Origin of the sequence: Devosia sp. Root685, assembly GCF_001427875.1 — a bacterium.
Classification (GTDB): domain Bacteria; phylum Pseudomonadota; class Alphaproteobacteria; order Rhizobiales; family Devosiaceae; genus Devosia.
In genome coordinates this window covers 274,832-300,673 of sequence record NZ_LMHK01000003.1, presented here as the reverse complement: position 1 = coordinate 300,673, position 25,842 = coordinate 274,832, and the positions used below count along the sequence as shown (strand labels likewise).

Here is a 25,842-nt window from a genome sequence, read left to right as displayed (position 1 = left end):
GGAGGGCGGCGATGATGCAGTTAGCGCACGTAGCCCAGACGCTGGGAGATCAGGTTGGCGTGGTAGATGACGACCTTGTTAAGCTCCTCGACCTCGGCCATGGGCAATTGCCAGGCGGGGGAGCTGATGCTGATGCCGGCAAAGACCGCGCCCGACTGGTTGCGGATCGGGGCGCCGATGCAGCGCAGGCCCGGCTGGTGCTCGCCATTGTCGATCGCGTAGCCGCGCTGGCGGGTCAGGTCGAGTTCGGCGCGGAAGGCGTCGGGTTCGGTAAAAGTGGTTTCGGTGAAGCGCTCGAGGCCGGCGTCGATAACCCTGGCGATGATGTCCTCGGGCTGGTGGGCAAGGATGGCCTTGCCGACGCTGGTGCAATGGACCGGCGAATTTTCGACCATGGTGTTGGAAAGCATGGGCTCGGCTTCGGTGCGCTGGATGACGACAGCGCGATGGCCGTCGAACACCGCCAGATGCACGGCGCGGCTCGTCAGGCGATGGAGGGCATCAACGATGACCCGGCCTTCGCGATTGAGTTCGAGATTGGCGAGAACGGTGTTGCCCAGCTCGAAAAGGCGCAGCCCCAGGCGGTAAGAGTCGCGCTCGCGATCCTGCTCGATGAAGCCAACCTCGCGCATGGCGGCAAGAAGGCGATGGGTGGTGGAGCGCGGATAGCCGGTTTTGGCGCAGATTTCAGCGAGGGTCAGCGCGCGGTGCGCGGTGTCGAAGCAATCGAGCACGCGCGAGACTTTGGTGAGCGACTTGAGGCTCTCGTCGCTTCTTGCCGGCTTGGCTGGGGCCAGTGCTTGATCGGTATCGGTCATATTCTGGGCCTCAACGCTGAGATTGAACAGTCACGCGCGACCGCCAAGCTGGGTTCTATTAGTTCACTTCGCAAGGACGCTCAAGCAACCGGGCTCGTGTCATGCTGAGGGTTTTGGGCAAGACTGCGCACAATTTCGGCCAGAGCCAGCATGCCGGGATCATCGAGCCCGATACTCTTTTCGGCAAACATGCGGGCGCGGCCCATGGCGGAGGGGCGATTGCGGAATTCGGTCAGCACGGCATCCATGGAATTTTGCGCGGCGATAGCGATGCTGGCGGCGTCGGTCTTGCCTTCGAGGCCGCTGGCGAGCGCGTCGAGGCCGTCGATGATGGTTTTGGCGCCGAGTTCGGCTTTGCCGCGGGCCATGGCGGCGTAGCGGATGGCGGCGAGCAGGCCCGAGAGATCGGACCAGGCGAGTTCGGATTTTCCGGTCGTGGCTTTGCCCGCGGTCATCATGGCGGTGATGATGAGCGTGCCGAGGCTCGAGCCGGTCGAGGCAGCGCCGGCCTTGGCAAGGGCCATGAAGCCCGCACCGAGATTTTCGGCGTTGCGAACGTCCACCGCGGCAAAAGTGCCGATGAGGCGCGCGAGCATGGTGCCGGTATCGCCGTCGCCGAGCTTGGCATCGGCGGCGTTGAGCGTGTCGGTGAGGCCGGACATGGCGTCATTGGCGCGAGCAATGGCGTCGGCGAGGGTTTCAAGCGTGATGGCCATGGTTCAGCCGACCTTCCAGAAGGGGCAATCGGCGGGAGCCGCCAGCAGGGGTTCGATTTCGTCGTCAAGGAAGCAAAGGCTGATCGAGGCCCCGCCCATTTCCATGGACGTCACATAGGGGCCGATCAGCGGGTTGACGATGGTCAGGCCAGCAGCGCCAAGCTGCTGGGCCGCGCGGCGATAGAGAATAAAAAGTTCTTCGAAGGGCGTGGAGCCGAGGGAATTGACGAGGACCGCGACGCGGGTTGCGCCTTGCGGCTTTTCTTCAAGGATCAAGGAAATCATTTCGTCGACGAGGGCGTCGGCGGGGCGGATTTTGTGGCGCCAGATGCCGGGTTCGCCATGGATACCCATGCCGAATTCGATTTCGTCATCGGCGATGGTGAAATTGGGGCCGGCGGCGCCGGGGATCTGGCAGGAGGAGAGCGCGACGCCAATGGTGCGGGTGCGGTCGACGGTCTTTTGGGCGATAGCCGCGACCTCCTCGAGGCTTGCGCCCTGTTCGGCGAGAGCGCCGGCAGCTTTATAGGCAAAGATCAGGCCGGCGACGCCACGGCGCTTTTGCCATTCTTCGGGCCTGGCGCTGGCGATATCGTCGGTGCCGAGCACGGTGCGGGTTTCGATACCGTCCATGGCGGCGAACTCGCTGGCCATTTCAAAGTTCATCTTGTCCCCGCCATAGTTGCCGAAAAGGCAGAGGACGCCTGCGCCACCATTGGCGGCGGCAATTGCGTCCTGACAGGAATTGATGGTGGGGCCTTCAAAGACATTGCCGATGGCGCAGGCATCGAGCAGGCCCTTGCCGACATAGCCGGTGAAAAGCGGCAGATGGCCCGAGCCACCGCCGGAGACAACGCCGACCTTACCCTGACGCATCGTGGTGCTGCGGGCGACGGCGCGGCGCATTTCGCCGACGCGGACAAGGCCCTTATGGGCGAGGCAGAGACCGTCGAGCATCTCGTCGACATAGTTGGCGGGGTCGTTGATCAGCTTTTTCATGTCGTCCTCCCAGGCGTCGTGGTGGAAGGCGGGCCGCTGTTTTGGCGACCCGCCTCAGATCGATCAGGCGGCCGACTTGGCGCGCACGCTGGTCAGTTCGAGCACCGGGCCGAGGACGGCATCGATGGCGGCCTTCTGGGCATCGGTGACGCGTTCCATCGGGGCGCGCGGGTGGAAGAGCGGCAGACCCTGGCGGTGCTGGATGTATTTGACGCAGGCCGGCAGGTTGTCGTGGCGCAGCGCATTCCACAGTGCGTTGAGGCGGAAGTGGATGTCTTTGGCGGTCTTGTGGTCGCCCGCCTGAACGGCGTCGAAGAGTTTTACGGTCACGCCGGGGACGGCGCAGGTGAGCGCGCTGATGGCGCCATGCGCGCCGAGGGCGAAGCTTGGGTAGAGCAGCGCGTCGATGCCGGTGAGGACGATGTTTTCGGGCTTGGAGCGCAGCATCAGGTCGGAGACCGACTTCACGTCACCCGAGGACTGCTTCATGCCGACAACGCCGGGCACCGCGTCCATGATGGCGAGCATGTCGTCGATGGAGAGGTAGTTCCAGGGAATGACGTTGTAGATCAGGATCGGCACCCGGGTTTCTTCCCAGATGACGCGGAAATGCTCGATGGTGGCTTCGCGGCCGGGCTTGAAGAGATAGTGCACCGGGGTGACCTGGAGCGCGTCGATCTTGATGTCGCCCAGCGCCTTGACGCGATCAACGGCTTCGCGGGTCGACTGCACGATGAGGCCGACGACGAAGGGTACGCGGCCGGCATTGGCGTTGTGGGCCTCGATCATGGCTTCGGTGAATTCGGTAGCGGAGAGGGTGTGGCCTTCGCCGGTCGAACCGCCGACGACGAGACCGCGCACGCCCGAATCGATCATGAAATCGACCTGAGCTTTCAGCGCGGCTTTGACCAGGTTCCCCTTTTCGTCGAACGGCATGGAGAGGGGCGGCAGGATGCCCGTCAGGGTGTTGCGCAGCTTGAGCGCGATCTCATTGCTCATCGAATTCCTCCAAGGCGTGGACGGAAGCCACCATGGCCTTCCTCGTCCGAAATTTTTCCAGCACGCGAGGCAGGCTTAACGCCTCGCATTGATGAAATTCCACAATACGGAACATCATTCCTACATTTGATAGGAGTGATCATGCTATCGTGTCAACATATTTGGGCTCAAATGCGTATAAATGCACATTTTGCGCGGCGGGAGTTGACATGTTAGTTCCGGAATGTGGTACAGAAGTTTGCAATACGGCAAGCAATGTTCGTATGTCGGAAGACCCGACTTTCCCTGGGAGGACAAAATGACCCCTTTGAAGACGCTCGCTGGCGCTCTGGCGCTTTCGGTCCTGGCAATTGCTCCGGCAGCTGCGCAGTATCCTGACCATGCCATCAACCTGATCGTGCCATGGGCTGCCGGCGGCGGCACCGACGCGACCGGCCGCATCATCGCGACCCTCCTCGAAAAGGAACTGGGCCAGCCGATCAACGTCATCAACCGCACCGGCGGCGGTGGCATTGTCGGCCACACCGAAATTTCCTACTCGCCGCCCGATGGCTATACGCTCGGCGTGATCACCACCGAACTCTCGATGTATCACTGGACCGGCGTGTCGCCGCTCAGCTACGAAAACTACGAACCGATTGCTCTCTTCAACGCCGATCCGGAAGCCGTGTTCGTGCGTGCCGATGGCCCGACGATCGAAGACCTGCTTGCCGAAATCCGCGCCAATCCCGGTTCGGTGAAGGCTTCGGGCGCCAATCTTGGCGGCATGGCGCATCTCGGTTGGGCCGGCGTGCTCGTGACCAATGAGATCGATCCGGCTGCCGCTCCCTGGGTGCCGTCCGAAGGCGCTTCGGCCAGCCTGCAACTGCTCGCTTCGGGCGCCATCAGCGTCGTGACGACGACCATGCCGGACGCCCGTCCGATGGTCGATGCGGGTGAAGTCAAGCCGCTGATCGTTGCTGCCAATGAGCGGGCTGCCGCTGCCCCCGACGTGCCGACCGCCGAAGAAGCGCTTGGCAACAAGTGGGCCGCCTATGCATGGCGCGGCATTGCCGCTCCCAAGGGCCTGCCTGATGACGTGAAGGCCCGTCTCGCCGAAGCCATGGACAAGGTCGTCAACTCCCAGGAGTTCAAGGACTTTATGGCCCAGCGCAATTTCGGCATCGACTATCGCGATGCGGCCGGGTTCGAAGCCTTCCTCAGCGAAGCTGACGCATCCATCGGCAAGGCCCTCGTGGCCGTCGGCCTCGCCAAGTAGGCATCTCGCTTACCCCGACGGCCGGATGCACCTCCGGCCGTCACCTCGCCAGAGCGCTCGATCTCCCTCCCTCAATGATCGGGCGCTCTGGATTTCCCTTTTGCGCGGCGGTTCTGCCCCGAACCGCCGCGTCCATCACACCAGGTGCTTTTAGGAGGAGCGCATGAGGCAGTCATTTCCAATGGATAGCGCGCTGGGCGTGGTCTTTGCGCTGGGCGGCGCTGCTGTGCTGCAGCAGGCGCTCACCATGCAGGCCCTGCCCGGCATGAATGTAGGCCCCGGCCTCTTCCCCTCGATCGTCGGCGCCGGCATGGCCATTATGGGTGTAGCGCTCACCATCCAGGGCTGGATCGTGCGCGACACGTCCGAGGACGAAGCCCAGCCGCTCGTCACCTGGTTTGCCGTGGGCGTGGTCGCGGCCCTCGCTGCCGCCATCCTCGCCATGCCCTATCTCGGCTTCCTCGTCGTCGGCACGGTGTTTTCCGTGATCGTGGTGCTGATGAGCGGGGGCAAATGGCTCTCCGCCGTGATCTTCAGCCCCATCGCCACGGCAGGCATCTACTACCTCTTCATGTCGGGCTTCCGGGTCCCCCTTCCACGCGGCATCCTGGGATAACCGATCATGGACGCATTCGCTCTGGCCGTCGGCCTCGTCTTCAATGCCGAAACGCTGATCACCATTTTTCTCGCGGCCGTGTTCGGCCTCTTCGTCGGGGCCATTCCGGGCCTGACCGCCACCATGGCGACGGCGCTGCTGGTGCCCGTCACCTTCTATATGGCGCCCATTCCCGCCATTGCCGCGATCATCTCGTGCACCGCCATGGCGATCACGGCGGGCGACCTACCCGGCACGCTGCTGCGTATTCCGGGCACGCCGGCTTCGGCCGCCTATGTGGAAGATTCCTATCGTCTCGCCCAGAACGGCAAGGCGGGCCTGGCCATCGGCATCGGTGTCGTCGGCTCGGTGCTGGGCGGTCTCTTCGGGTTTTTGTTCCTGCTGTTTACGGCGCCGATGCTAGCGAAAGCGGCCTTGGGCTTTTCGAGCTTTGAATATTTCTGGCTCGCCGTGCTTGGCCTTTCCTGCGCCGCCCTCATCTCTTCGGGTGGTCTGGTGAAAGGCGCGCTGGCGCTGTTGCTGGGCCTCTTCATCGCCCAGGTGGGCATGGACCCGCTGACGGCGACACCGCGCTTCACTTTTGGCAATCTCGAACTGATGGGCGGCATCAGCTTCATCCCGATCATGATCGGCATGTTCGCCGTGTCCGAAATCATGCGCGCCGGCCGCCGGGCCATGGCCGAAGTGCCGCAGATGAACCTCAAAAACCCCTTTGAGGGGACGCTGGCGGCCCTCTGGAAATATCGCAAGAACCAGGTGCGCGGCTCGGTCATCGGCTCGCTCCTGGGCGCCCTGCCCGGCGTCGGCGGCGATCTGGCGGCATGGATCACCTATTCGCTCGCCAAGCGCACCTCGAAAGAACCGGAAAAGTTCGGCAAGGGACACCCCGAGGGCCTCGTCGAAGCCGGCGCGACCAATAATGCGGCGCTCAGCGCCTCGTGGATCCCGGCCATGGTGTTCGGCATTCCCGGCGACGCGGTGACGGCGATTGCCGTGGGCGTCTTGGTGATGAAGGGGCTCGATCCCGGGCCGACGCTGATGACGCTGCATCCGGAAAATTTCTATGCGGTGATGATCGTCTTTGCGATCGCCAATGTGCTGATGCTGCCGCTCGGCTGGGTGGCCGCGAAATCGGCCCGCTGGATTTTCGAAGTGCCGCGCGCGCTGCTCAATGCCGCGATCCTGCTCTTTTGTATCGTCGGGTCCTATTCGATCAACAATTCCATGTTCGGCGTCTGGCTGATGCTGGGGGCGGGGATCGTCGCCTATGTGCTCGAAGCGCGGATGATCGCCATTGCCCCGATCATTCTGGGCATCGTTCTGGGGCCGCTGGTCGAGACCAACTTCACCACCTCGATGATGATCGCCGATGGCAATCTTCTGGGCTTCTTCGGGCGGCCGGTGGCCGCGTTCTTCGGGGTCGCCACGCTGTTGATCTGGAGCGTCGCCATTTTCGGGACGGTTCGGGGTCTGATCAAGCGGGACGGCACGTCAGGAGGCGCGAGCCAGCTCCCCTCCTGAGCTGCGACACTTTCGCGCCGCACGCCCCGGAAGTCATTGGCTTCCGGGGTTTTTTCTTTTTGCCATGTGACAGTTTTTTAACGATTTCTTCCCGTGCCAGTCTTTCGCCCCATTTGCCCCTTAGCCAGACCTCGCCTGCTCATCACGAGACGGTGAAGACGGTTTCAAGGCGGTTTTTAGGCAGCATTGCGCCATGCGTTTGCTGCATGCCCGCCATGCGACAACTTTACCGGCTTGGCGACGTTGCCGGAAATTGATGGATAGCGAAGAACAACAAGCGTCACAAATGCTCACCGCCCCAAACAATCGACTGTCTCGCCGCGCTTTTCTTTCCGGCGCCGCCGCTTCCATCGCGCTTTTATCTTCAACGTCGCTGACCCAAGCGGTTTTCGCGATCGAGCCCATGTCGGGTGCATTCGACTATGACAGCTTCTCCCAGCGCATGAAGGACCTGGCGGCTCAGCCCTATCAGAGCCCCGTCCTCATCGATTCCCCGGCCTATACGGACCTCAACTATGACGGCTACCGCCGCGTGCAGTTCAATACGGACAAGGCGCGCTGGCGGGGTGACGATCACGGCTTCCAGATCCAGGCCTTTCCGCCCGGCTGGTTGTTCAAGGAAACCGTGTCGGTCTACGAAATCACCGATGGCGATGCGCATCCCTTCGCCTTTGACAGCGACGATTTCATCTATCACTTCGATGACGATGCAGAGCGCAAGGCGATCGAGACGGCAGAGTTTCCGGGCATTGCCGGCTTTCGCATCAACTATCCGATCAATACGCCCGATCTCGCCGACGAACTGGTCGCCTTTCTCGGCGCTAGCTATTTTCGCGCCCTGGGCCGCGGTAATATCTATGGGTCGAGCGCGCGTGGCCTGCTCATCAATTCCTGGCGTGAAGGCCCGGAGGAGTTTCCGCGCTTTTCCGAGTTCTATGTGGAACGCCCGACCGGGGATGGCCCGCTGACGGTTTATGCAGCGCTTGAAAGCCCGAGCGTCACCGGGGCCTATCGCTTCCTGATCTCGCCTGCGAACGAGGACAGCCAAGAAACGGTGATGGATGTCACGGCGCGGCTTTATTTCCGCAGCGATATCGGGGAAATCGGCATTGCGCCTTTGACCTCGATGTTCCTTTTTGCCGAAACCAATCGCCACGCATTCGACGATTTCCGCCCGCAGGTGCACGATTGTTCTGGGCTGGTGTTCGAGCCCGAGGCCGGTCTGCCGCAATGGCGCCAGCTCAACAATACGCCGCAACTGGGCAATTCCTTTTTCTGGGATGCCAATATGCGCGCCTTCGGGCTTTATCAGCGCAATCGCAATTTCGACGACTATCAGGATGCCGGCGCGCATTACGAACGCCGCCCCTCGATGCGGGTCGAACCGACCCATGATTGGGGCCAGGGGCAGGTGCGGCTCATCGAAATTCCGGCAAAATCGGAAACCGATGACAACATCGCCGCGTTCTGGATTCCGAACGAAGCTCCCAAGGCGGGTGGGGAACGCGAATATGGCTATCGCCTGATCTGGGGCGACCTCGTTCCCAGGGACGACGCCGAACTGGCCCATGTGGTGGAAACGCGCATCGGCCAGGGTGGCGTCTCTGGCGTCGAACACGCGGCAACCCTGCGCAAGTTTGTCATCGACTTCGATGGCGGGCGTCTCGCGGATCTGTCGCCGGACACAATTTTTGAAGTCGATGCCAAGGCATCGGCGGGTGAAATCACGTCGTCGACCTTCTCGCAGATCGACGCCAACGGACTTTGGCGTCTGGTCCTCGATGTCGAGACAGAAGGTCAGAACCTTATCGAGCTGCGGGCCAGCATTGGCTCAGGCGGCGAACCGCTGACGGAAGCCTGGCTCTATCAGTGGCGCGGAGAGATCGTATGAAGCATCAGCCCTTTCAGCCTATAGACGGCCTGCCCAATGCCCCGCTCGCCATGCCCAAGCAGACGCTTGAGCGCGGGCCGGCCTTTGGTGGTTTCTTCCGGGCTTTTCTCCTTGTTTGGCAGCGTAGCTAGGGCTCTCGCGGATGGATGAACGGCTAATCACGGGGCGGGCTGGGTGGCTACGGCTGCTCACGCTTGGCTTCGCCGCGGCCGTGAGCCTGACCGCCGGCTATGCGTTTCTCGATCTGATCGGGGGCAATCGCCCGGTCTTTCTTGACTGGGTGCGGACCATTCTGCTGGTCCTGACGGGGTTTTGGCTCGTCTGGGGCGGCACGATCGGGCTGCTTGGCGCCCTCTCGCCCAAACCAAAGCGCCTGCTCGACCTGACGCGGCCGGAGGGCAAGACGGCCGTTCTGGTGCCGATCTACAATGAAGACCCGGTTGAAACCTTTGCCCGCATCGCGGCGATGAACCGGCATATCGTTGCCAAGGGGCTCGGCGAGCATTTCCATTTTGCCATTCTCTCGGACACGACCTCGCTCGAGGTTGCGGCCGAAGAGGTGAGCGAGTTCGAAAGGTTGATCGTCGAGCCGGAAGCCCCGGGGCGTATCTTTTATCGCCGCCGCGAGCGCAATATCGGGCGCAAGGCGGGCAATATCGAGGATTTCATCGCCCATTCGGGCGCGGCCTATGACTATGCGATCATTCTCGACGCCGACAGCCTGATGGAAGCCGACACCATGCTCGCCATGGTGCGGCGCATGGATAGTGATCCCCGGCTTGGGCTGTTGCAGACGGTGCCTGTGGTGATTGCTGCGCGGACGCTGTTCGGGCGGATGATGGCTTATTCGTCGGCCTATTTTTCGCGCTATTTTGCGCGTGGCGCTGCATTGTTGCAGGGCGAGGACGGGCCCTATTGGGGGCATAATGCCATTGTGCGGGTGCGGGCCTTTGCCTCGTGCTGCGGGCTGCCGGTGCTGTCCGGAAAACCGCCTTATGGCGGGCATATCCTGAGCCATGACTATGTCGAGGCGGCGCTTCTGGCGCGCGGCGGCTGGAAGGTCGAAGTCGATCCCGGGCTTGGTGGATCGTTCGAGCAGGGGCCGGAAAACCTGATCGAATATGCCAAGCGCGACCGTCGCTGGTGTCAGGGCAATCTGCAGCATCGCCGGCTGATTGCGGCGCCGGGGCTGAAATTCTGGAGCCGGTTTACTTTTGTTCAGGGCATCATGGCCTATCTCGCCTCGCCGCTCTGGCTGCTGCTGATGGCGGCGAGCCTTTTGTCGAGCCTCATTCCCGATAGCGGCGGGGACCGGTGGGGGGCGACGCCGTGGATCATCGGCGTGGGCGTTCTGACGACGCTCCTCCTGCCCAAATTTGCCATTGCGTTGCGGGGCGCCATTGATGGCACCAATGCCGCCTTTGGCGGCTGGCGGATCATTCCGTCGGTTTTGAGCGAGATCGTCATTTCGACGATTATGGCGCCGGTCTTGCTCGGGTTTCAGAGCCGGGCTGTGTTCCAGATCCTTTTCGGCATGGATGGCGGGTGGCCGGCGACGGAGCGCGATGCGCGGGCTGTGCCGCTGCGTACGGCCTTTTCGGCCAGCTGGTGGATCGTGCTGACGGCGCTCGCGGCGCTGGTGTTCATGGCCTATGCCGGCCCGGCTTTCCTTCCCTGGCTGCTGCCTGTGGCGGGGCCGGCACTCCTCGCGCCCTTCGTCATCTGGGCGACGGCGCGAGGCGGGGATCGCCCGGTCAGCTCCTGGCTGTTCTCGACCGCGAACGAACGCGCACCGAGCCCGATCATCGTCGAGGCCAATACAATCCTCGCGAGCTGGCGCGCTACCGAGCCCGTCTTGACCACGAGCCTTGCCGAAGTCGCCGTCCATGCTTGAGCGCAAGCCGAGCGTCTGGGCGCGTATCCCGGGGCTGCGTGCCATTGCGGCGGGCCCTGCCCCTCTGCCCCCGGGCGGGCGTGACGAGCGGCTCGACATGTTCCGGGGCCTGGCACTGGTGATGATTTTCATCAATCACGTGCCGGGCACGGTGTTCGAGGCGTTTACCAATCGCAATTTTGGCTTTTCGGACGCGGCGGAAGCCTTTGTTTTCATGTCGGGCGTCGCGGCGGGGCTCGCCTATTCGGGCGCGTTCCTCAAAAAAGTGCCGCTCTGGCTCGCGATCGCGCGGCCATGGGCGCGGGCACGGCAGCTCTATTTCGTGCACCTGACGCTGACCTTTATCTTTCTCGGCACTTTTGCGGCGGCGGCGCACTTTTTTGGGCTGTTCGAGCTCCTTGAAACAAACAATTTGAAGGCTTTGGCGCGGGAGCCGCTGGCGGTGCTGATCGGGGTTCCGCTGCTGACGCATCAGTTCGGCTATCTCAATATCCTGCCGCTTTATCTGACGCTGCTGCTGGTGGCGCCGGTACTGCTCGTCATGGGTCTGAAAAAACCCTATTGGCTGGTGGCGGGCTCGGTTCTGCTCTGGTTCCTCGCCGGCACGTTCAGGCTCAATTTTCCCAATTACCCCAATTCTGGCGGGTGGTTTTTCAATCCGCTTTCCTGGCAGCTGGTCTTCGTGATCGGGCTGGTGGCGGGTATGGGAATGAAACTGGGGAAGCGTGCTTTTCCGGCGCACCCGATCGCCTTTCTCGCAGCGCTCGGCTTTCTGGTGCTCTCGATCCTCTGGATGAAGGTGTCGCCGGTTGGCGCCATGGGCAATGGCGTCTTGCGCTGGTTCTGGCAGATGGGCGCGCCATTCCATATCCACTCCTTCGATAAGACCTTTTTGTCGCTGCCGCGGCTGTTGCATGCGCTGTGCCTGTTCTATGTGCTGGCGTGCATTCCGGCGATGCAGGGGATTGCCGCCTCGCGCTGGGTCTCCCCGCTTCGGGCCATGGGGCGGCAGGGCCTGGCGGTTTTTGCCACCGGCACGGCGCTGAGCCTCTTTTTCCAGGCGGTGAAGGCCGGGGTGCCGGAGAGCGCGCTGACGGACGCGGCGATCCTCGTCACCGGGCTCTCGATCCAGATCGGGCTTGCCTATGCGCTCAACAAGACGGTCAGGATGAAGGGTGAGTTGGCGCGGGCCAAGGCTTAGATTGGCGCTGATGCAAAGTCGGCTCCACTCGCCCGCCCTCGTGGTTCGAGGCTGCGCTACGCTTCGCACCTCACCATGAGGACTTCAAGCTGACCGCGGAAGAAGCAAGGGCTACCCGCTGCGCCAATGTGGCTGGGGTTCGGCGAGGGTCTGCAATTCCTTGATTGGCGTGCCGTCGATGCGCTTCAAAAGCAGGCGGGTGAGTTCACCGCCGGCGGCGAAGACGTCTTCGCGAATGCTGTCCATCTTGGGGAAGAGCGTGGGCAGAATGCCTGAGGTCTGCTTGTAGATCAGCTGGACTTCGCGGCCGAGGGTGACCCCGCCTTCGGTGAGGCCACCGACAAGGGCAATGGTGCGCATTTCGCTGTCGGAAATGATGCCATCGGGACGGTGGGGATCGGCGGCGAGATCCATGCCGACGCGGCGCATTTCGGCGGGGCTCAGTTTTGCCGTGCCTTCGAGCACCCGCGCCTCGACGCCGGCGCGCGCCGCCTCCTTGCGAAAGCTGGTGACGATGTTGTGGTAGTTGGTGGTGCTATCATCGCCAATGACCAGCAGCACGTCCTTGCAGCCCTTGGCGGCGAGGCGCTTTACCGCGAGCCCCGCGAATTCCTCGGAATGAAAGTCATGATAGGCGTGGGGGGTGTAAAACTCCGTGCGCCCGTGGCTGACGAAGGGAAAATCGGCATCGATCATCATCTGCACGCGCGGATCACGCGGACCGGTATGGGTGATGATCACCCCGTCGGCGGTGCGATTGGATAGAATATAGTTGATCGTCTCGGTGCTGTTGTGGCGCTCGAATTCGGGGATCACCGTCAGGTGGTAGCGCGTGCCGGTAATGGCGTGGCCGATGCCCTGGATCATGTTGCGGGCAAAATCGATGGAATCTTCCGAGCCATCGAGCACCAAAGCAATGACATTGGTTTTGCCGGTCCGCAGGCGGACGCCGGCCCGATCGGGCACATAGCCGAGCGCCTTGGCGGCCTCGTTGACCTTGTCGCGCGTTTCCTGCTTAAGCGTCGTGCCGCCCCGCAGGGACAGCGATACGGTGGAAAGGCTGAGCCCGGTCATTTCGGCGATGGTCTTGAGCGTCACGCGCCTGATGCCGCTAGCCATTTGTTCGAAGTCGTCTTGCTGCTCATTGCACTATCGCGCCACTTTTACACGGCCCGGCGCTCAAACCAATGCGGAAAATTTTGCAACGTTTTACTTGAGTGCCACGCCGATGAAATCGATGCAAATTTTACGATAGCATTGATTTAAAACGATAAAAATCCCGATATGTCAGCACTGATGACGAAATGGCAAATACATTTGCAACGTTGCATCACATGTGATTACGTTTGATGCGTCGAGGATGTGGAGGTCTTCGGCAATGCCGCAGAGATAAGCGGCAAGCGAGCAGAGGAGGAGTTGATGCTCAAACGTGGTTTTCTAACGACGGTTGCCGCTGTTTCCCTGATGGCCGCGGCTGCGCTGCCGGCCAAGGCGGAAATCTCGATTATGTACATGGAATCCTTTGGCTCCCTGATCGAGTCGGGCATCGCCAAATTCGAGGCCGAGACCGGAGAAAAGGTCAACGCCATCAAGCTGCCGGGGCAGGGCTATGACCAGCGCATCGCGCTCGACCTCAGCGCCGGCACCGCGGCCGACGTCAACCTGATCGACAGTTTCATGGTCAGCGAACTGGCTTCGGCGGGCTATCTGCTGCCGCTCGACGAGCAGCTCGCGGGCTGGGACCAGTATCAATATTACCTGCCGGGCTTGCTCGAAGTCGCGTCTTATCAGGACCAGGTCTATGCCCTGCCCACCGATACCGACGTGCGCATGCTCTGGTATGATCTGAGCAATTTCGAGAAGGCCGGTATTCCGACCCCATGGGAGCCCAAGAACTGGGCCGACATTCTCGATGCCGCGCAAAAGCTCAAGGATGCGGGGGTGCAATACCCGTTCCAATTGCCGGCCGGCACCAAGCAGGCGGAAGCTGCCACCATGCAGGGCGTCTATATGGCGCTACTGGGGGCCGACGTGCCGGAAGGCGATCGCAATCGTCTTTTGAAGCGCGACACCAATCAGTGGATCGGCGACAGCCCGGCACTGCGCCGCACCTTTGAGCTCTATCATCAGGTTTATTCCGAAAAGGAACTGAACCCGGCCGATCTCAACTACGCCACCGATATCGGCGCAGCGGTGCGGGCGGCGCTTGCCAATGACCAGCTTGGCATTCTCGCTTCCGGCTCCTGGGAAGATGCGTGCCTTTGGGATTGCAACAATCCCCCGAGCCGCGAAGAGCGCGACGCCCAAGTCGGCTGGACGCCATGGCCAGGCTCGGGCGAACCGGGCACCAAGGCAACCACCAATATTTCGGGCGGCTGGACCATTGGCGTCAATACCAACGCTTCTGACAAGGACCTGGCCTTCAAACTCGTCACGACCATTTTCGACGAAGCCAATTTCAAGGCCTGGACGCTCGCCAACCACCGCATGGCGGTGCGTACCGACATTTCGGAATCGCCCGAATACACGGCCGATCCGTTCCTTGCCAAGGCAACGGCGCTGGCTGCGGATACGACCGGCCGCGATACCATTCCGGGCTATCAGACGGTTTCGGCGCTGATCCAGCAGGCAACGTCGGATCTGGTCGATGGCGTATCGGTCGATGAAGTGGTGCAGACCTATCATGACGCGCTGGTCGATGAGTTCGGCGAAGAGAAGGTCATAACCTACGAATAAACTGACCTCCCGACGCGGCGGCACCCGAAATGTCCTCCGGGTGCCGTCGCGACGGGCGTTTTTTTTGGCCACTCGCCGTTTTCCTTGTCCGCCGGCCAAGGCCGTGGACCACCCTGAGATCTCAAGATGGGCCCCGGCCTTCGCCGGGGTGACGTCGAGCGTATGGACGACCCTGTGCCAGTGAGAAAAAACCCATGAAAAATCAGGCCAATCCCTGGCTCACCGGCAATCTCTTCGTTCTGGCCCTTGGCATGTTGCCGGCCGCGATCCTGATTGGCGCCCTGCTCTATTTCACCGCCTGGGCTTTTGCCTTTTCCTTCACTGATCTGGCGCTGGTGGGGAAAAAGAGCGTCGAATGGAGCTGGGTCGGCCTCGAGAATTTCGAGCGGCTGTTTACCCGGCGCGGGTTTCTCGAATCGCTCTGGACTACCGTTATCTTTGTGTTTTTCTCGGCCATTGTCGGCCAGTCGGTGCTGGGCTTTCTGCTCGCCGCAACCTTGCGCGGCACGCAATCGACCATTCGCAGCGTCGTGGAAGTCTGCATCATGCTCGGCTGGCTGCTGCCCGATATCGTGGCGGCGTTTTTGTGGTCGGCGACGACGAGCCAGACGGGGCTGATCAACCAGCTGATCGTCGTGCCGCTCGGCTTTCCGCCGATCAATTTCATCAACAGCTATGCCCTGCTCGTCGTCACTATTGCCAATATCTGGAAGGGCACAGCCTGGTCCTATCTGCTGTTTTCCGCTGCGCTCGACTCGGTGTCGCGCGAAGTGGTCGAGGCGGCAAAGGTCGATGGCGCGACCCCGTTCCAGCGCATCTGGCTGGTGCAATTGCCGATCATAAGGCCGCATATCGCCACCAATATGCTGTTCATCACCATCTGGACCTTCACCTATTTCCCGCTGATTTTCGCCATGACCGGCGGCGGGCCGGGGCGGCAGACGGAAACCCTGGCGGTCTTTCTCTACAATCAGAGTTTTTCGCGCGGCAATCTTGGCTTTGGCTCGGCTATTTCGGTCGCCATGCTGCTCATTGTCGGCGTGCTCTCGCTGTTTTATCTGCGCCTGTTGCGGGAGCCCAAATAATGGACAACCAACCCTCCCGCCTGACCGCCATTGCGCTCGCTTTCATGGCGGTCATCTGGGTCAGCCCGTTTTCCTGGCTCATTCTCAACGCCTTCAATCCGCTCTCGACCGGCCAGCTCGAAATCCCCAAGGCTTTTGGCTTCGATAATTTTGGGCTCGCGGTCAGCGGCAATGCCGGGCGGCAGTTTTTCAACTCCATCATCATCGCAGCAGGGACGGCGACGCTGTCGGTGGTCGTGGGGATTTCGGCGGCTTACCCGCTGTCGCGGCTGCGGATACCGGGGCGCAATGCGTTTTTGTGGACGCTGGTGCTGCTGCGCATGCTGCCTTCAGCGGGCGTCTTGGTGCCGCTCTATTTTGCGGCGCAGCGCTCGGGGCTGCTCAATCAGCTTGGCGTTATCGTCGCGCTGACGATTCTCAATCTGCCGTTCACGCTGCTGCTCTTGAAAAATTTCTTCGACACCGTGCCGATCGAACTTGAGGAAGCGGCCTATGTCGAAGGCGCCAGCCTTCTTCAGATCGTCACGAAAATCGTGTTGCCCATGTCGCGGGCGGGCATCGCGGTGGTCTGGTTCTTCAGTTTTACGGGAGCGTGGAACGAGTTCCTGCTGCCGCTGATCTTTGCGCGCGTGCAGGACGCTTTCCCAATGTCGGTGGGGCTTTACGCCGCCTTCGGGCAGCAGGGCGCCATCAACTACGGCTTCCTCACGGCCTTTTCCATTCTCTACGCTGCGCCGGCGATCGGCGTCTATTTCTTGTTGCGGCGGAACATGAACACAGGGTTCGCCGGTGTCGGAGTCAAAGGATGACCTATTCTAATCCCCAATCTGCAAAACTTGGTCTTCTCGACGACGACCTCAAACAAGAGGGGAAACTTCTGAGGCTTTGCAAGGATCTCGAAAAGAAGATCCGCACGCCGCTGAAAGACGTGCCGTTTCAATGGCATGTGCAGCGCGCCGATGGGTTTTCATCGGCTGACGCGCTGAAGGCCGATTGGCGCAAATGGGAGCAGTTTGGCCGCCATTCGGTGTGGGCCAAGCATCAGGAACACACCTGGTTTGCCGCCGAAATCACCGTGCCGGAAGAGGCGCGGGGAAAAGTGTTTGTCGCGCATTTCACCAGCCAATGGCAGGATCGGCCGGGTTCGACGGACCCCCAATGTCTCGCCTATCTCGACGGGAAAATCGCGCAGGCACTGGACGGCAATCACACAGAACTGGTGATCGAGCGCAATGCCAAGCCGGGCAACAAGCACGTCATTCTGGTCAATGCCTTTACGTTCTTTGACCGGCCGCTGGTTGGGTTTGAGGTCGATTTCTTCGTGCGCAATGAGCGCGCCGAGAAGCTTTATTACGACCTGCAGACGCCGCTCGATGTGGCGGTGCGGCTTTATCAGAACGATCCGCGGCGGCAGGCGATTTTGAACATTGTCGAGCGCGCCTTACGGTCGCTCGATCGGCGCGATGGGCATACGGCGGCGTTCGAGGCTGGGCTGCCGGCGGCTGAGAAGATCGCCAAGGAGATTTACGATCTCGTTGATACCGAAGTGCAGCCGCAGATCACGGCGGTGGGCTCGACCCATCTCGATGTCGGTTGGCTCTGGCGCGTGATGCATACGCGCGACAAGACGGGGCGCAGCTTTGCTACCGTGTTGAATCTGATGGAGGAATATCCGCAGTTCGTCTTCATGTACAACCAGTCGGTGCTGTTTGATTTCCTGAAAAAGGACTATCCGGAAATCTGGGAGCGCATGCTCAAGAAGGTCAAATCCGGGCAGTTCGAAATCGAAGGCGCCATGTGGGTGGAGCCCGATGTGAACATCGCCTCGGGCGAGTCACTGGTGCGCCAGATCATGCGCGGGCGGAAATTCCACATCGAGCATTTCAAGGTGACGCCGAAGACGGTGTGGCTGCCGGACACCTTTGGCTATTCGGCCAACCTGCCGCAAATCATGGAGAAATCCGGGCTCGAATATTTTGTGACGTCAAAACTGAGCTGGAACGATACCGACCGGCATCCCTATGACACGTTCTTCTGGCGCGGCATTGACGGGACCGTCACCAAAGCGCAGCTGATCACTGCGCAAAAGTATGACAGCGAAGAGATTTTTACGACCTACAATGGCGACCTTTCGGTCTCCGAGACCATGGGCGCGTGGAAGCGCTATGAGCCGAAGGCGGCCTATAACGAGGTCGTCATGTCCTATGGCTATGGCGATGGCGGCGGGGGGCCGACGCGCGCCATGATCGAGCGCGGCACGCGATTGGAACGCGGTATTCCCGGCGCGCCGAAGGTGAAGCTAGAGGGGATCGTGCCGTTCCTCGATCGGCTTGGGGCGGCGATGGATGCGACGCCGGCAAAATTCCCGACGTGGAATGGCGAGCTTTATCTGCAATATCACCGCGGCACGCTGACTTCGGTTGCCAAGAACAAGGCCAATAACCGCAATGCCGAGCGGCGCTTGCGGGAGCTGGAATTTTTGGGTGCCATGGCGCTGAGCCAGGCGGGGCATGCTTATCCCACTGAAACGCTTGCCGAATTCTGGGAGCTGGTGCTCATCAACCAGTTCCACGACATTCTGCCGGGCACGTCTATTCCCGAAGTTTATGTCGATAGCGACGGCGAATATGCGCAGATCTTCTCGACGCTTTCCTCGCAGAACGGGCCCTGGCATGCGGCGGCGCAGGCTTTTGCCAAGCCTGGGACGGATCAGTTGAGGGTGCTGAATTTCACCAGCCAGAGCCGGTCGGAATTGGTGCGACTTGGTGATGTTGGCGCGGGCAATGGCTTGGCGAGCGCTGGCGGTATCGAGCCGATCCAGAAGACTGTCCGGGCTGACGGCACCGCGGAAAATGTCTCTGCAATCAATGATATAGCGGCGCTTGGCTGGACGGCGGCGCAGGTTGTCGCTTCGGCGCCGAAGACCAAAAATACGCTGTCGGTTTCGGAAAAGCACCTTGAGAACGAACTCATAAAAGTGAGTTTTGATAAGGCGGGGGAAATTACCTCGGTCTTTGACAAGACGCGGCAGCGTGAAGTGTTGGCGCCGGGCGCGGCGGCCAATCGGTTGATTGCCTATGAAGACAAGCCGATGGAGTGGGATGCCTGGGACATCGACCGCTATTTCGAGGAGCAGTTCTGGCCGCTGGCGGATAGCCCGACGAAGATTTCCGTTGTTGAAACCGGGCCGCATCGTGCGGCGATCCGGGTGGAACGAAAGTACCAGAAGTCATTGATCGTGCAGGTGATTTCGCTGGCAGCGGGTGCGCGGCAGGTGGAATTCGACACCTTTATCGACTGGCAGGAGCGGGCGCAGGTTATCAAGGCGCAGTTCCCGTTCGATCTCAACATTTCCGAAATCCGCTCGGAAATTCAGTTCGGTCACGTCAAGCGTCCGACCCACCGTAACACGACCTGGGACCGCGCGCGGTTCGAGGCGTCGATGCATCGCTGGGTCGATATTTCGGAGGCCGATTTCGGCGCGGCGCTAATCAATGACAGCAAATATGCCTATGATTGCCATGAGCAATCGGTACGCCTAACGCTGGTGCGCGGCTCGACCTTCCCCGCGCCCGATGCCGATCTTGGCGAACATCGCATCCGTTATGCGCTGTTTATCCACGAGGGCGTTGCCGATCTGGCGCAGGTGCATCGGGCGGCGGAGCGGTTCAACAATCCGGTTGCCGTCATCGGCTCGACCTCTTCCCAGGCGCAACCGAGCGCCGAATTGGGCCATTTTAGCCTGGCTGAAGTGAGCGGGGATAACGTCACCATCGAGACGGTGAAAAAGGCCGAAAAATCGGACGAATTGGTGCTGCGCGTATTCGAGCACGCCAATATCCGGGCAGAGACGACGATCTCATTTGGCGTGAAGGTCAAGCGCGTGCGCATGGTCAACCTGATGGAAGAGGGGCCGAGCAAGCCGTTGGATATCAAGGATAATTCGATCACCTTGAACCTGCGGCCGTTTGAAATCGTCACACTGTTGGTAGAGATCTGAGGAGGCTCCCATGGCCGATGTTTCGCTGCGACAGGTCAAAAAATCCTATGGATCGCTTGAGGTGGTCCATGGGGTCGATCTCGACATCAAAAGCGGGGAGTTCGTTGTTTTCGTCGGGCCTTCGGGCTGCGGGAAATCGACGCTGCTGCGGATGATCGCCGGGCTCGAACCGATCTCGGGCGGCGACATTTCGATTGGCGGGCGGGTGGTCAACGATGTGCCCTCGCCGCAGCGCGGCATTGCCATGGTTTTTCAGTCCTATGCGCTTTATCCGCATATGAGCGTTTATGAGAACATGGCCTTTGGGCTGAAGCTCATGAAGACGCCGAAAGAGGAAGTGGATCAACGGGTTAGGGAAGCGGCCCGGATCCTGCAGATCGAGGCTTACCTTGATCGCATGCCCAAGGCGCTGTCCGGTGGACAGCGCCAGCGCGTGGCGATCGGGCGGGCGATCGTGCGCAATCCAAAGGTGTTTTTGTTCGACGAGCCGCTGTCGAATCTGGACGCTTCGCTGCGCGCGCAGACGCGCGTCGAGATTGCAAAACTCCACGATACGCTAGACGCGACAATGATTTACGTGACGCATGATCAGGTCGAGGCCATGACGCTGGCGGACCGGATCGTGGTGCTCAATTCAGGCGTGATCGAGCAGGTGGGGACGCCGCTGGAGCTTTATCGGAACCCGGTCAATACGTTTGTCGCGGGGTTCATTGCCAGCCAGCGGATGAACTTCATTCCCGTTACCCCCGAGGCCGACGGATTGCGGCTTCCGGGTAACAGACTGTTAACGTTTGAAGGCACGGATCTCACGCAAGTGCGAACGATTGGTGCACGGCCGGAGCATCTGGAGCTGGCAAGCGCGGAAACGGCGCATCTGAGCGGCAAATTGGCGGTGATCGAACAGTTTGGCGAATATGCACTGGCCTATGTCGAGCTGCCCGACGGGGAGATGGTGACGATCAAGCTCGATGGGGCCCCGGCGCTGGAATTGCATCAGGAGATGCATATCGGGCTGCCGGAGGGAGAGGTGCATTTGTTTGATGAGGCGGGGCGGGTGATACGCTAACGCGGCGCGTGGGGCCCCACCCCCTCCCGGCCTCCCCCATCTAGGGGGAGGTGCGCATCGAGTTCTTGGCCCGATTTCTTCTGCCCACCGATTGTCATCCTCGCGAAAGCGGGGATCTCCGTTTTGAAACAGGGATTCCCGCTTTCGCGGGAATGACGCCGGGTGGGGGGCTGAGTCGTGGGGATCAGCCGGCAGCCCTTGGCTGGATGCCGGCGGCGCGGCGGAGGAAGCCTTCGGACTTTTCGAGGGCCAATTCGGCGGTTGGGCGGTCCATGCCGGTGAGGGCCATGAGGATGGCGAGTTTGACATTGTTACCGGCGGTGACGAGCAGGTGCTCGGCTTCGTCGGTGCTGCAATTGGCGACTTCGACGAGGATGCGGATGGCGCGGGCTTCTAGTTTTTTGTTCGAGACCGAGAGGTCCACCATCAGGTTCTGATAGGTCTTGCCGATGCGGATCATGCTGGCCGTGGTCAGCATATTGAGGACCAGCTTTTGCGCCGTGCCGGATTTGAGGCGGGTCGAGCCGGTGACGGCCTCGGGGCCGACGACCGGCGAAATGGCGATTTCGGCCTGGCGGGCAATGGTGCTGTCGGGATTGCATGAGAGGGCGACGGTGGTTGATCCAACCGATTTGGCATAGTCGAGGCCGCCGATGACATAGGGGGTACGGCCGGAAACGGCGATGCCGACGACGACGTCGCGGGCTTCGAGTTTGATGCGCTCGAGATCCTTGCGGCCTTCTTCGGGGGAATCTTCGGCCCCTTCAATGGGGTGGCGCAGGGCGTGGTCGCCGCCGGCGATGAGGCCGACAACCATTTCGGGCGGTACACCAAAAGTCGGCGGGCATTCGGAGGCGTCGAGAACGCCCAGACGACCGCTGGTGCCGGCGCCCATATAGATGAGGCGTCCGCCATGGCGGAAGGCGTCGACGATCTTGTCGACGGCCGCCGTGATTTCGGGCAGAACCTTTTCGACGGCTTGCGGGACCTTGTTGTCTTCTCTGTTCATGGCCGCGAGAACGTCGCGGGTCGACATGAGATCGATCCCGACCGTATCGGGATTGCGGGCCTCGGAAACCAGCGTTTCCAGCTCCGCCATCAGAGCGCTTTTTGCCATGGGTAGTCCCCTCTGTTCGCGCAAAAATGCTAGAAGCGAATATTCCTCTTGTCAATGAAATGCGGAATAGAATATTCCTGTTAGCGTGGGATAGCAGGAAATCCTGCGAGACCCTATCGTTCCCGATTGCGGCGTCATTCCCGCGACAGCGGGAAACTCACCCTCGGAACGAGGATTCCCGCCTGCGCGGGAATGACGCGGCTCTCAGGGAGGGAACGGTTGAGGCCTTTCCGCGAGAAGGCGCAGCTCGAGGGTTAGTCGATGTCCATCCTGAAAATTATCAGCGCCAAGATCGACACCATGACCCAGGCGGATCGCCAGATCGCCCGGTTCATTCTCGATCATCCTGAAGAGATGCTGGCCATGTCTTCGGCGGCACTGGCCGAAGCGACCGGGCGCAGCCAATCGAGCGTCGTCAAATTCAGCCAAAAACTCGGCTATGAGGGCTATCAACAGCTCAAACTGGATGTGAACAAGGCCAAGGCGCAGGAATTTCATGCGCCAGCCGGGGTCATTCACGGCACGATCGACGCCAGCGACAGCTATATGACGATCCTGCAAAAACTGATCGGCTCGAAACTGTTGTCGATGCGGGAAACGTCGGCGGTCAATACCGAAGCGATGATCGATTCCGCGCTCGATGCGCTGATGGGGGCGCGGCGGATCCAGTTGGCCGGCGTTGGCGCCTCCTCGCTGGTGGCGCGGGATTTTTCCTACAAGCTTTTAAAACTTGGGCGGACGGTGCTGGTCGATAGCGACAGCCATATCCAGATTTCCAATGCCTCGGCGCTCAATGACCAGGACCTGATCATTGCGCTGTCGCATTCGGGGCGGAGCATGGAAACGCTGCGCATTGCCGAACTCGCGAAGAAGCGCGGGGCGACGGTGTTGTCGGTGACGGGATTGCAGCCCAATCCGCTGCTGGAGATTGCCGATATCAGCCTTTTTTCTGTGGCGGACGAGGAGCGGGTGCGCTCTTCGGCGATCACCTCGCGCGATGCGCAATTGATGCTGATGGATATGCTGTTCATCCTGCTGCTGCGGCGTCAGGCCGATGCTTACGACTATATCCACCGCAGCGAGGCGGCGGTGACGGTGCTGAAGGCTTAGAGCCGGCCCGCAGGGCAAATTCGCTGGCGGTCGGCATAGCCGATGAAGGGCTCCAGTGGAGCCCTTCAAGCCAAGAAGGCCATGAGAGCGGTGCTCGAATGGCGGGTGAGCTGGATTGCCCGGTAGTCCTCATGGTGAGGTGCTTTGCAGAGCAAAGCCTCGAACCACGGGGACGGGCGAGTGGAGGCCGCATGCCACGCCCTCGCCCTTCGAGGCTCGCCCTTGGCGAGCACCTCAGGATGAGGGCTACTTGTACATGCCAGCCTGAGGACAGCGCCCTCCTGTCATGTAGATGTAATTTTCTATTCTTGACATGATCAAATTTTGGAATTTAGTATTCCATCCCAAGGTGCTCATGAGGGGGCATCGCGGGATTAGCGGAGAGGCATCTTGGCTCGACTATCGCTGCGCGGCATCAAGAAGCGCTTCAAGACCACCGATGTGCTCCATGGGATCGATCTCGAAATCGGGGATCGCGAATTCGTTGTCTTCGTCGGCCCCTCGGGTTGCGGCAAGTCGACCCTGTTGCGGCTGATTGCCGGGCTCGATCCGATTTCGGACGGCGACTTTTTCCTCAACGACCAGCGCATGAACGATGTGGCGCCCTCGCGGCGCGGCATTGCCATGGTTTTTCAGTCCTATGCGCTCTATCCGCATATGGACGTCTACGAGAACATGGCCTTTGGCGCGCGCCTGATGGGGCTCAGCAAGGACGAGGTCGAAAAGCGCATTGCCGATGCGGCGCGCATGTTGCGGCTGGATGAACTTCTTAAACGCAAGCCGCGCGAGCTCTCGGGTGGGCAGCGCCAGCGCGTTGCCATCGGCCGGGCGCTGGTGCGCAAGCCCGATGTGTTTCTGCTCGATGAGCCGCTGAGCAATCTCGATGCGGCGCTGCGCAGCGATGTGCGGCTCGAGATCGCCAAGCTGCACCGCGATATCGGCGGCACGATGATCTATGTGACCCATGATCAGGTCGAGGCCATGACGCTGGCCGACAAGATCGTGGTGATGAATGCCGGGCGCATCGAGCAGGTGGGTTCGCCGCGCGAGCTCTATGAAACGCCGGCCAATACGTTTGTCGCGACCTTTATCGGTTCGCCGCGCATGGCGTTGGTCGATGTGACGCGGGATGGCGAGCGGCTGGGTGTTACCAATGGCGGGTCGATCGCTACGGGCGCCCTGCCCGCTGGCCAGACCTACAAACTCGGGCTGCGTCCCGATGCGGTGAAACTTGCCAAGGGGCATGGGGGCGAGGGGTTTTCGGCCAGCGTCGTCTACACCGAATATCTGGGCGACAACGCCTATGTCTATGTGCGGCTCGCCGACGGCACGCTCGTTTCGGCGCGGACGGCCCCCAATGATCTCTATGCGCCCGACGAAGCTGTGACCGTGACGGTCGAGCCGGGCTCCGCGCATTACTTTTCCGCCGAGGATGGCCGGCGGCTGGCCCCATAGGGGCCGGGACAAACTATCCAGACGTTTTCAAGGGAAGGGAACACACATGAAGACCAATCTGATCCGCATCGGCGCCGCGCTGAGCGCCGTGCTCGTCGCAGCCCCGGCTTTTGCCCAGGAGCTGACATTCTGGAGCTGGCGCCAGGAAGACCGCGCCGCCTATGAAACGTTTATCGATACGTTCGAGGCGGCCAATCCGGGTATCACCGTAAAATTCGAGACGTTCGAAGCGGCGAACTACAACACGATCCTATCGACGGCTCTCGCCGGTGGCGTTGGTCCCGACGTGATGATGGTGCGGGCTTACGGCGGCATGGAGAACGTTGCTTCGGCAGGTTATCTCGAAGCGCTCAGCAACGAGAGCGTTCCGGCGCTGGCGGATTTTGCAGCCCCGGCGATCGCGGCGGAAAGCATGCGCTCGGACGGCACGATCTATGCCGTGCCCTTTGCCAGCCAGACCCAGCTCGTGATCTATAACAAGGCCATTTTCGACGCCAATGGCATCGAAGAGCCGCAGAGCTGGGACGAGCTGAAGGCGGCGAGCCAGAAGCTCAAGGATGCCGGCGTCATCCCCTTTGCCAATGGCACCGCGACCGCCTGGCAGAACGAAACCGTCACCTTTGGCCTTGGCTCTTCGCTGATGGGCAAGGATTTTTATGATGCGCTGATGGCTGGCGACGCCGACTTTACCGACGCTCGCTTTACCGATGCGCTGGGCGAAGTCGCCGCCGTTGCCGCCGAATATTTCCCGGATGGCTTTATCGGCCTCGATTACCCCTCGGCCCAGCAGTTGTTCTCTTCTGAGATGGCCGGCATGTTCGTCGGCGGTTCCTATGAACTGGCGACGTTCAAGACGCAGAACCCCGATATCGAACTCGGCGTTTTTGCGGCGCCGGGCAAGACGGCGGAAGATGCCAAGCTCGTCGGCCTATACTTTGACGGTGGCTATGCGGCCAATGCGGCCGGCGCCAATAAGGAAGCTTCGGTGAAATTCCTGAACTATCTGGCGAGCAAGGAATTCGGCCAGGCTTTTGCCAATACGCTGAACAATATCTCGACCATTCCGGGCGTCACCTTCGACAATCCGCTGCTGGCTGAAGTCAACGACCTCAACAAGTCCTCGATCCCCTACCTGATGCTCGCCCACTTCCGTTATGGCGAACCCTCGGGCTCGGTGCTGATCCAGGCCGAGATGCAGAAGCTGTTTGCCGGTGAGACGACGCCGGTGGCGATTGGCGAAGCGCTGACGACGGGTCTGGCTGCCTGGTACGAGCCGTTCAAGAAGTAAGGCGGATCTCCCTCCGCCTTGTCAGGGTGGCTCCCTCACCCCCTCCCAGCCTCCCCCATCAAGGGGGAGGTG

At 61.0% G+C, this 25,842-nt stretch carries 21 protein-coding genes; 15 read left to right on the top strand and 6 right to left on the bottom strand.

The annotated features are described in order from the left end of the window. Positions 1 to 20 precede the first annotated feature (20 nt). The 4 genes from ASD83_RS16635 to ASD83_RS16620 form a co-directional block, all read right to left on the bottom strand. Positions 21 to 818 carry an IclR family transcriptional regulator gene (locus tag ASD83_RS16635; RefSeq protein WP_056313000.1) on the bottom strand — a complete coding sequence of 266 codons (798 nt, stop codon included), beginning with the start codon at positions 816 to 818 and terminating at the stop codon, positions 21 to 23. Between the two features lie 80 nt (positions 819 to 898). Next, complete coding sequence (locus ASD83_RS16630; protein WP_056312998.1) at positions 899 to 1,534, bottom strand: DAK2 domain-containing protein; 636 nt, start codon at positions 1,532 to 1,534, stop codon at positions 899 to 901. A gap of 3 nt (positions 1,535 to 1,537) precedes the next feature. Beyond that, on the bottom strand, positions 1,538 to 2,533 hold the full coding sequence (locus ASD83_RS16625; protein WP_056312996.1) for a dihydroxyacetone kinase subunit DhaK: 996 nt from the start codon (positions 2,531 to 2,533) through the stop codon (positions 1,538 to 1,540). Between the two features lie 63 nt (positions 2,534 to 2,596). Continuing rightward, positions 2,597 to 3,532 (bottom strand): dihydrodipicolinate synthase family protein, encoded by a 936-nt coding sequence (locus tag ASD83_RS16620; protein ID WP_056312994.1) that lies wholly within the window; start codon positions 3,530 to 3,532, stop codon positions 2,597 to 2,599. A 298-nt stretch (positions 3,533 to 3,830) separates the two neighbouring features. Here ASD83_RS16620 and ASD83_RS16615 point away from each other — a divergent pair, with 298 nt between their 5' ends. The 7 genes from ASD83_RS16615 to ASD83_RS16590 all read left to right on the top strand — a co-directional run bounded on the left by ASD83_RS16615 (position 3,831) and on the right by ASD83_RS16590 (position 11,913). Then, positions 3,831 to 4,790 (top strand): tripartite tricarboxylate transporter substrate binding protein, encoded by a 960-nt coding sequence (locus ASD83_RS16615; protein WP_056312992.1) that lies wholly within the window; start codon positions 3,831 to 3,833, stop codon positions 4,788 to 4,790. A gap of 163 nt (positions 4,791 to 4,953) precedes the next feature. Continuing rightward, on the top strand, positions 4,954 to 5,406 hold the full coding sequence (locus ASD83_RS16610) for a tripartite tricarboxylate transporter TctB family protein (RefSeq protein WP_082561287.1): 453 nt from the start codon (positions 4,954 to 4,956) through the stop codon (positions 5,404 to 5,406). Positions 5,407 to 5,412: 6 nt separating this feature from the next. Then, positions 5,413 to 6,927 (top strand): tripartite tricarboxylate transporter permease, encoded by a 1,515-nt coding sequence (locus ASD83_RS16605; protein ID WP_056312988.1) that lies wholly within the window; start codon positions 5,413 to 5,415, stop codon positions 6,925 to 6,927. 286 nt (positions 6,928 to 7,213) lie between these two features. Next, positions 7,214 to 8,818, top strand: a complete 1,605-nt coding sequence (locus ASD83_RS16600) for a glucan biosynthesis protein (RefSeq protein WP_056312987.1) — start codon at positions 7,214 to 7,216, stop codon at positions 8,816 to 8,818. Further along, positions 8,815 to 8,949 carry a hypothetical protein gene (locus ASD83_RS21485; RefSeq protein ID WP_274532585.1) on the top strand — a complete coding sequence of 45 codons (135 nt, stop codon included), beginning with the start codon at positions 8,815 to 8,817 and terminating at the stop codon, positions 8,947 to 8,949. Before ASD83_RS16600 ends, ASD83_RS21485 begins: the two co-directional genes overlap by 4 nt. 11 nt (positions 8,950 to 8,960) lie before the next feature. After that, entirely contained in the window at positions 8,961 to 10,712 is a 1,752-nt protein-coding gene (gene mdoH / locus ASD83_RS16595; protein ID WP_056312985.1) for a glucans biosynthesis glucosyltransferase MdoH, read from the top strand. After that, positions 10,705 to 11,913: an OpgC family protein gene (locus ASD83_RS16590; RefSeq protein ID WP_082561286.1), complete on the top strand. Its 1,209-nt coding sequence runs from the start codon at positions 10,705 to 10,707 to the stop codon at positions 11,911 to 11,913. Before mdoH ends, ASD83_RS16590 begins: the two co-directional genes overlap by 8 nt. 111 nt (positions 11,914 to 12,024) lie before the next feature. On the opposite strand, the gene ASD83_RS16585 is transcribed toward ASD83_RS16590, so the two are convergent. Further along, positions 12,025 to 13,032 carry a LacI family transcriptional regulator gene (locus ASD83_RS16585; protein WP_056312983.1) on the bottom strand — a complete coding sequence of 336 codons (1,008 nt, stop codon included), beginning with the start codon at positions 13,030 to 13,032 and terminating at the stop codon, positions 12,025 to 12,027. A 300-nt stretch (positions 13,033 to 13,332) separates the two neighbouring features. On the opposite strand from ASD83_RS16585, the gene ASD83_RS16580 reads away from it, so the two are divergent. The 5 genes from ASD83_RS16580 (at position 13,333) to ASD83_RS16560 (ending at position 20,800) form a co-directional block, all read left to right on the top strand. After that, entirely contained in the window at positions 13,333 to 14,649 is a 1,317-nt protein-coding gene (locus ASD83_RS16580; protein ID WP_156386020.1) for an extracellular solute-binding protein, read from the top strand. 194 nt (positions 14,650 to 14,843) lie between these two features. Further along, positions 14,844 to 15,734 (top strand): carbohydrate ABC transporter permease, encoded by an 891-nt coding sequence (locus tag ASD83_RS16575; RefSeq protein WP_056312979.1) that lies wholly within the window; start codon positions 14,844 to 14,846, stop codon positions 15,732 to 15,734. Beyond that, positions 15,734 to 16,543, top strand: a complete 810-nt coding sequence (locus ASD83_RS16570; RefSeq protein ID WP_056312977.1) for a carbohydrate ABC transporter permease — start codon at positions 15,734 to 15,736, stop codon at positions 16,541 to 16,543. The genes ASD83_RS16575 and ASD83_RS16570 overlap by 1 nt, the downstream gene beginning before the upstream one ends. Continuing rightward, positions 16,540 to 19,734: an alpha-mannosidase gene (locus tag ASD83_RS16565; protein ID WP_056312975.1), complete on the top strand. Its 3,195-nt coding sequence runs from the start codon at positions 16,540 to 16,542 to the stop codon at positions 19,732 to 19,734. Before ASD83_RS16570 ends, ASD83_RS16565 begins: the two co-directional genes overlap by 4 nt. A 10-nt stretch (positions 19,735 to 19,744) precedes the next feature. Continuing rightward, positions 19,745 to 20,800, top strand: a complete 1,056-nt coding sequence (locus tag ASD83_RS16560) for an ABC transporter ATP-binding protein (protein ID WP_056312973.1) — start codon at positions 19,745 to 19,747, stop codon at positions 20,798 to 20,800. 184 nt (positions 20,801 to 20,984) lie between these two features. Here ASD83_RS16560 and murQ read toward each other — a convergent pair whose 3' ends face one another. Further along, on the bottom strand, positions 20,985 to 21,917 hold the full coding sequence (gene murQ, locus ASD83_RS16555) for an N-acetylmuramic acid 6-phosphate etherase (RefSeq protein ID WP_056312971.1): 933 nt from the start codon (positions 21,915 to 21,917) through the stop codon (positions 20,985 to 20,987). A 261-nt stretch (positions 21,918 to 22,178) separates the two neighbouring features. Here murQ and ASD83_RS16550 point away from each other — a divergent pair, with 261 nt between their 5' ends. The 3 genes from ASD83_RS16550 (at position 22,179) to ASD83_RS16540 (ending at position 25,770) form a co-directional block, all read left to right on the top strand. Further along, positions 22,179 to 23,027, top strand: a complete 849-nt coding sequence (locus tag ASD83_RS16550; RefSeq protein WP_056312968.1) for a MurR/RpiR family transcriptional regulator — start codon at positions 22,179 to 22,181, stop codon at positions 23,025 to 23,027. A gap of 390 nt (positions 23,028 to 23,417) precedes the next feature. Then, on the top strand, positions 23,418 to 24,482 hold the full coding sequence (locus ASD83_RS16545) for an ABC transporter ATP-binding protein (RefSeq protein ID WP_056312966.1): 1,065 nt from the start codon (positions 23,418 to 23,420) through the stop codon (positions 24,480 to 24,482). Between the two features lie 46 nt (positions 24,483 to 24,528). Then, positions 24,529 to 25,770, top strand: coding sequence for an extracellular solute-binding protein (locus tag ASD83_RS16540; protein ID WP_056312964.1), 1,242 nt, complete (start codon positions 24,529 to 24,531; stop codon positions 25,768 to 25,770). The last annotated feature ends 72 nt before the right edge of the window (positions 25,771 to 25,842 follow it).

Bases quoted from the DNA above. Each gene is read 5' to 3' on its own strand.
- ASD83_RS16560 (WP_056312973.1), top strand. From the start codon at position 19,745: ATGGCCGATGTTTCGCTGCGACAGGTCAAAAAATCCTATGGATCGCTT.
- ASD83_RS16600 (WP_056312987.1), top strand. From the start codon at position 7,214: ATGCTCACCGCCCCAAACAATCGACTGTCTCGCCGCGCTTTTCTTTCC.
- murQ (WP_056312971.1), bottom strand. From the start codon at position 21,917: ATGGCAAAAAGCGCTCTGATGGCGGAGCTGGAAACGCTGGTTTCCGAG.
- ASD83_RS16540 (WP_056312964.1), top strand. From the start codon at position 24,529: ATGAAGACCAATCTGATCCGCATCGGCGCCGCGCTGAGCGCCGTGCTC.
- ASD83_RS16575 (WP_056312979.1), top strand. From the start codon at position 14,844: ATGAAAAATCAGGCCAATCCCTGGCTCACCGGCAATCTCTTCGTTCTG.
- ASD83_RS16550 (WP_056312968.1), top strand. From the start codon at position 22,179: ATGTCCATCCTGAAAATTATCAGCGCCAAGATCGACACCATGACCCAG.
- ASD83_RS16605 (WP_056312988.1), top strand. From the start codon at position 5,413: ATGGACGCATTCGCTCTGGCCGTCGGCCTCGTCTTCAATGCCGAAACG.
- ASD83_RS16625 (WP_056312996.1), bottom strand. From the start codon at position 2,533: ATGAAAAAGCTGATCAACGACCCCGCCAACTATGTCGACGAGATGCTC.
- ASD83_RS16565 (WP_056312975.1), top strand. From the start codon at position 16,540: ATGACCTATTCTAATCCCCAATCTGCAAAACTTGGTCTTCTCGACGAC.
- ASD83_RS16610 (WP_082561287.1), top strand. From the start codon at position 4,954: ATGAGGCAGTCATTTCCAATGGATAGCGCGCTGGGCGTGGTCTTTGCG.
- ASD83_RS16635 (WP_056313000.1), bottom strand. From the start codon at position 818: ATGACCGATACCGATCAAGCACTGGCCCCAGCCAAGCCGGCAAGAAGC.
- ASD83_RS21485 (WP_274532585.1), top strand. From the start codon at position 8,815: ATGAAGCATCAGCCCTTTCAGCCTATAGACGGCCTGCCCAATGCCCCG.
- ASD83_RS16580 (WP_156386020.1), top strand. From the start codon at position 13,333: ATGCTCAAACGTGGTTTTCTAACGACGGTTGCCGCTGTTTCCCTGATG.
- ASD83_RS16590 (WP_082561286.1), top strand. From the start codon at position 10,705: ATGCTTGAGCGCAAGCCGAGCGTCTGGGCGCGTATCCCGGGGCTGCGT.
- ASD83_RS16615 (WP_056312992.1), top strand. From the start codon at position 3,831: ATGACCCCTTTGAAGACGCTCGCTGGCGCTCTGGCGCTTTCGGTCCTG.
- ASD83_RS16570 (WP_056312977.1), top strand. From the start codon at position 15,734: ATGGACAACCAACCCTCCCGCCTGACCGCCATTGCGCTCGCTTTCATG.
- ASD83_RS16620 (WP_056312994.1), bottom strand. From the start codon at position 3,532: ATGAGCAATGAGATCGCGCTCAAGCTGCGCAACACCCTGACGGGCATC.
- ASD83_RS16630 (WP_056312998.1), bottom strand. From the start codon at position 1,534: ATGGCCATCACGCTTGAAACCCTCGCCGACGCCATTGCTCGCGCCAAT.
- mdoH (WP_056312985.1), top strand. From the start codon at position 8,961: ATGGATGAACGGCTAATCACGGGGCGGGCTGGGTGGCTACGGCTGCTC.
- ASD83_RS16585 (WP_056312983.1), bottom strand. From the start codon at position 13,032: ATGGCTAGCGGCATCAGGCGCGTGACGCTCAAGACCATCGCCGAAATG.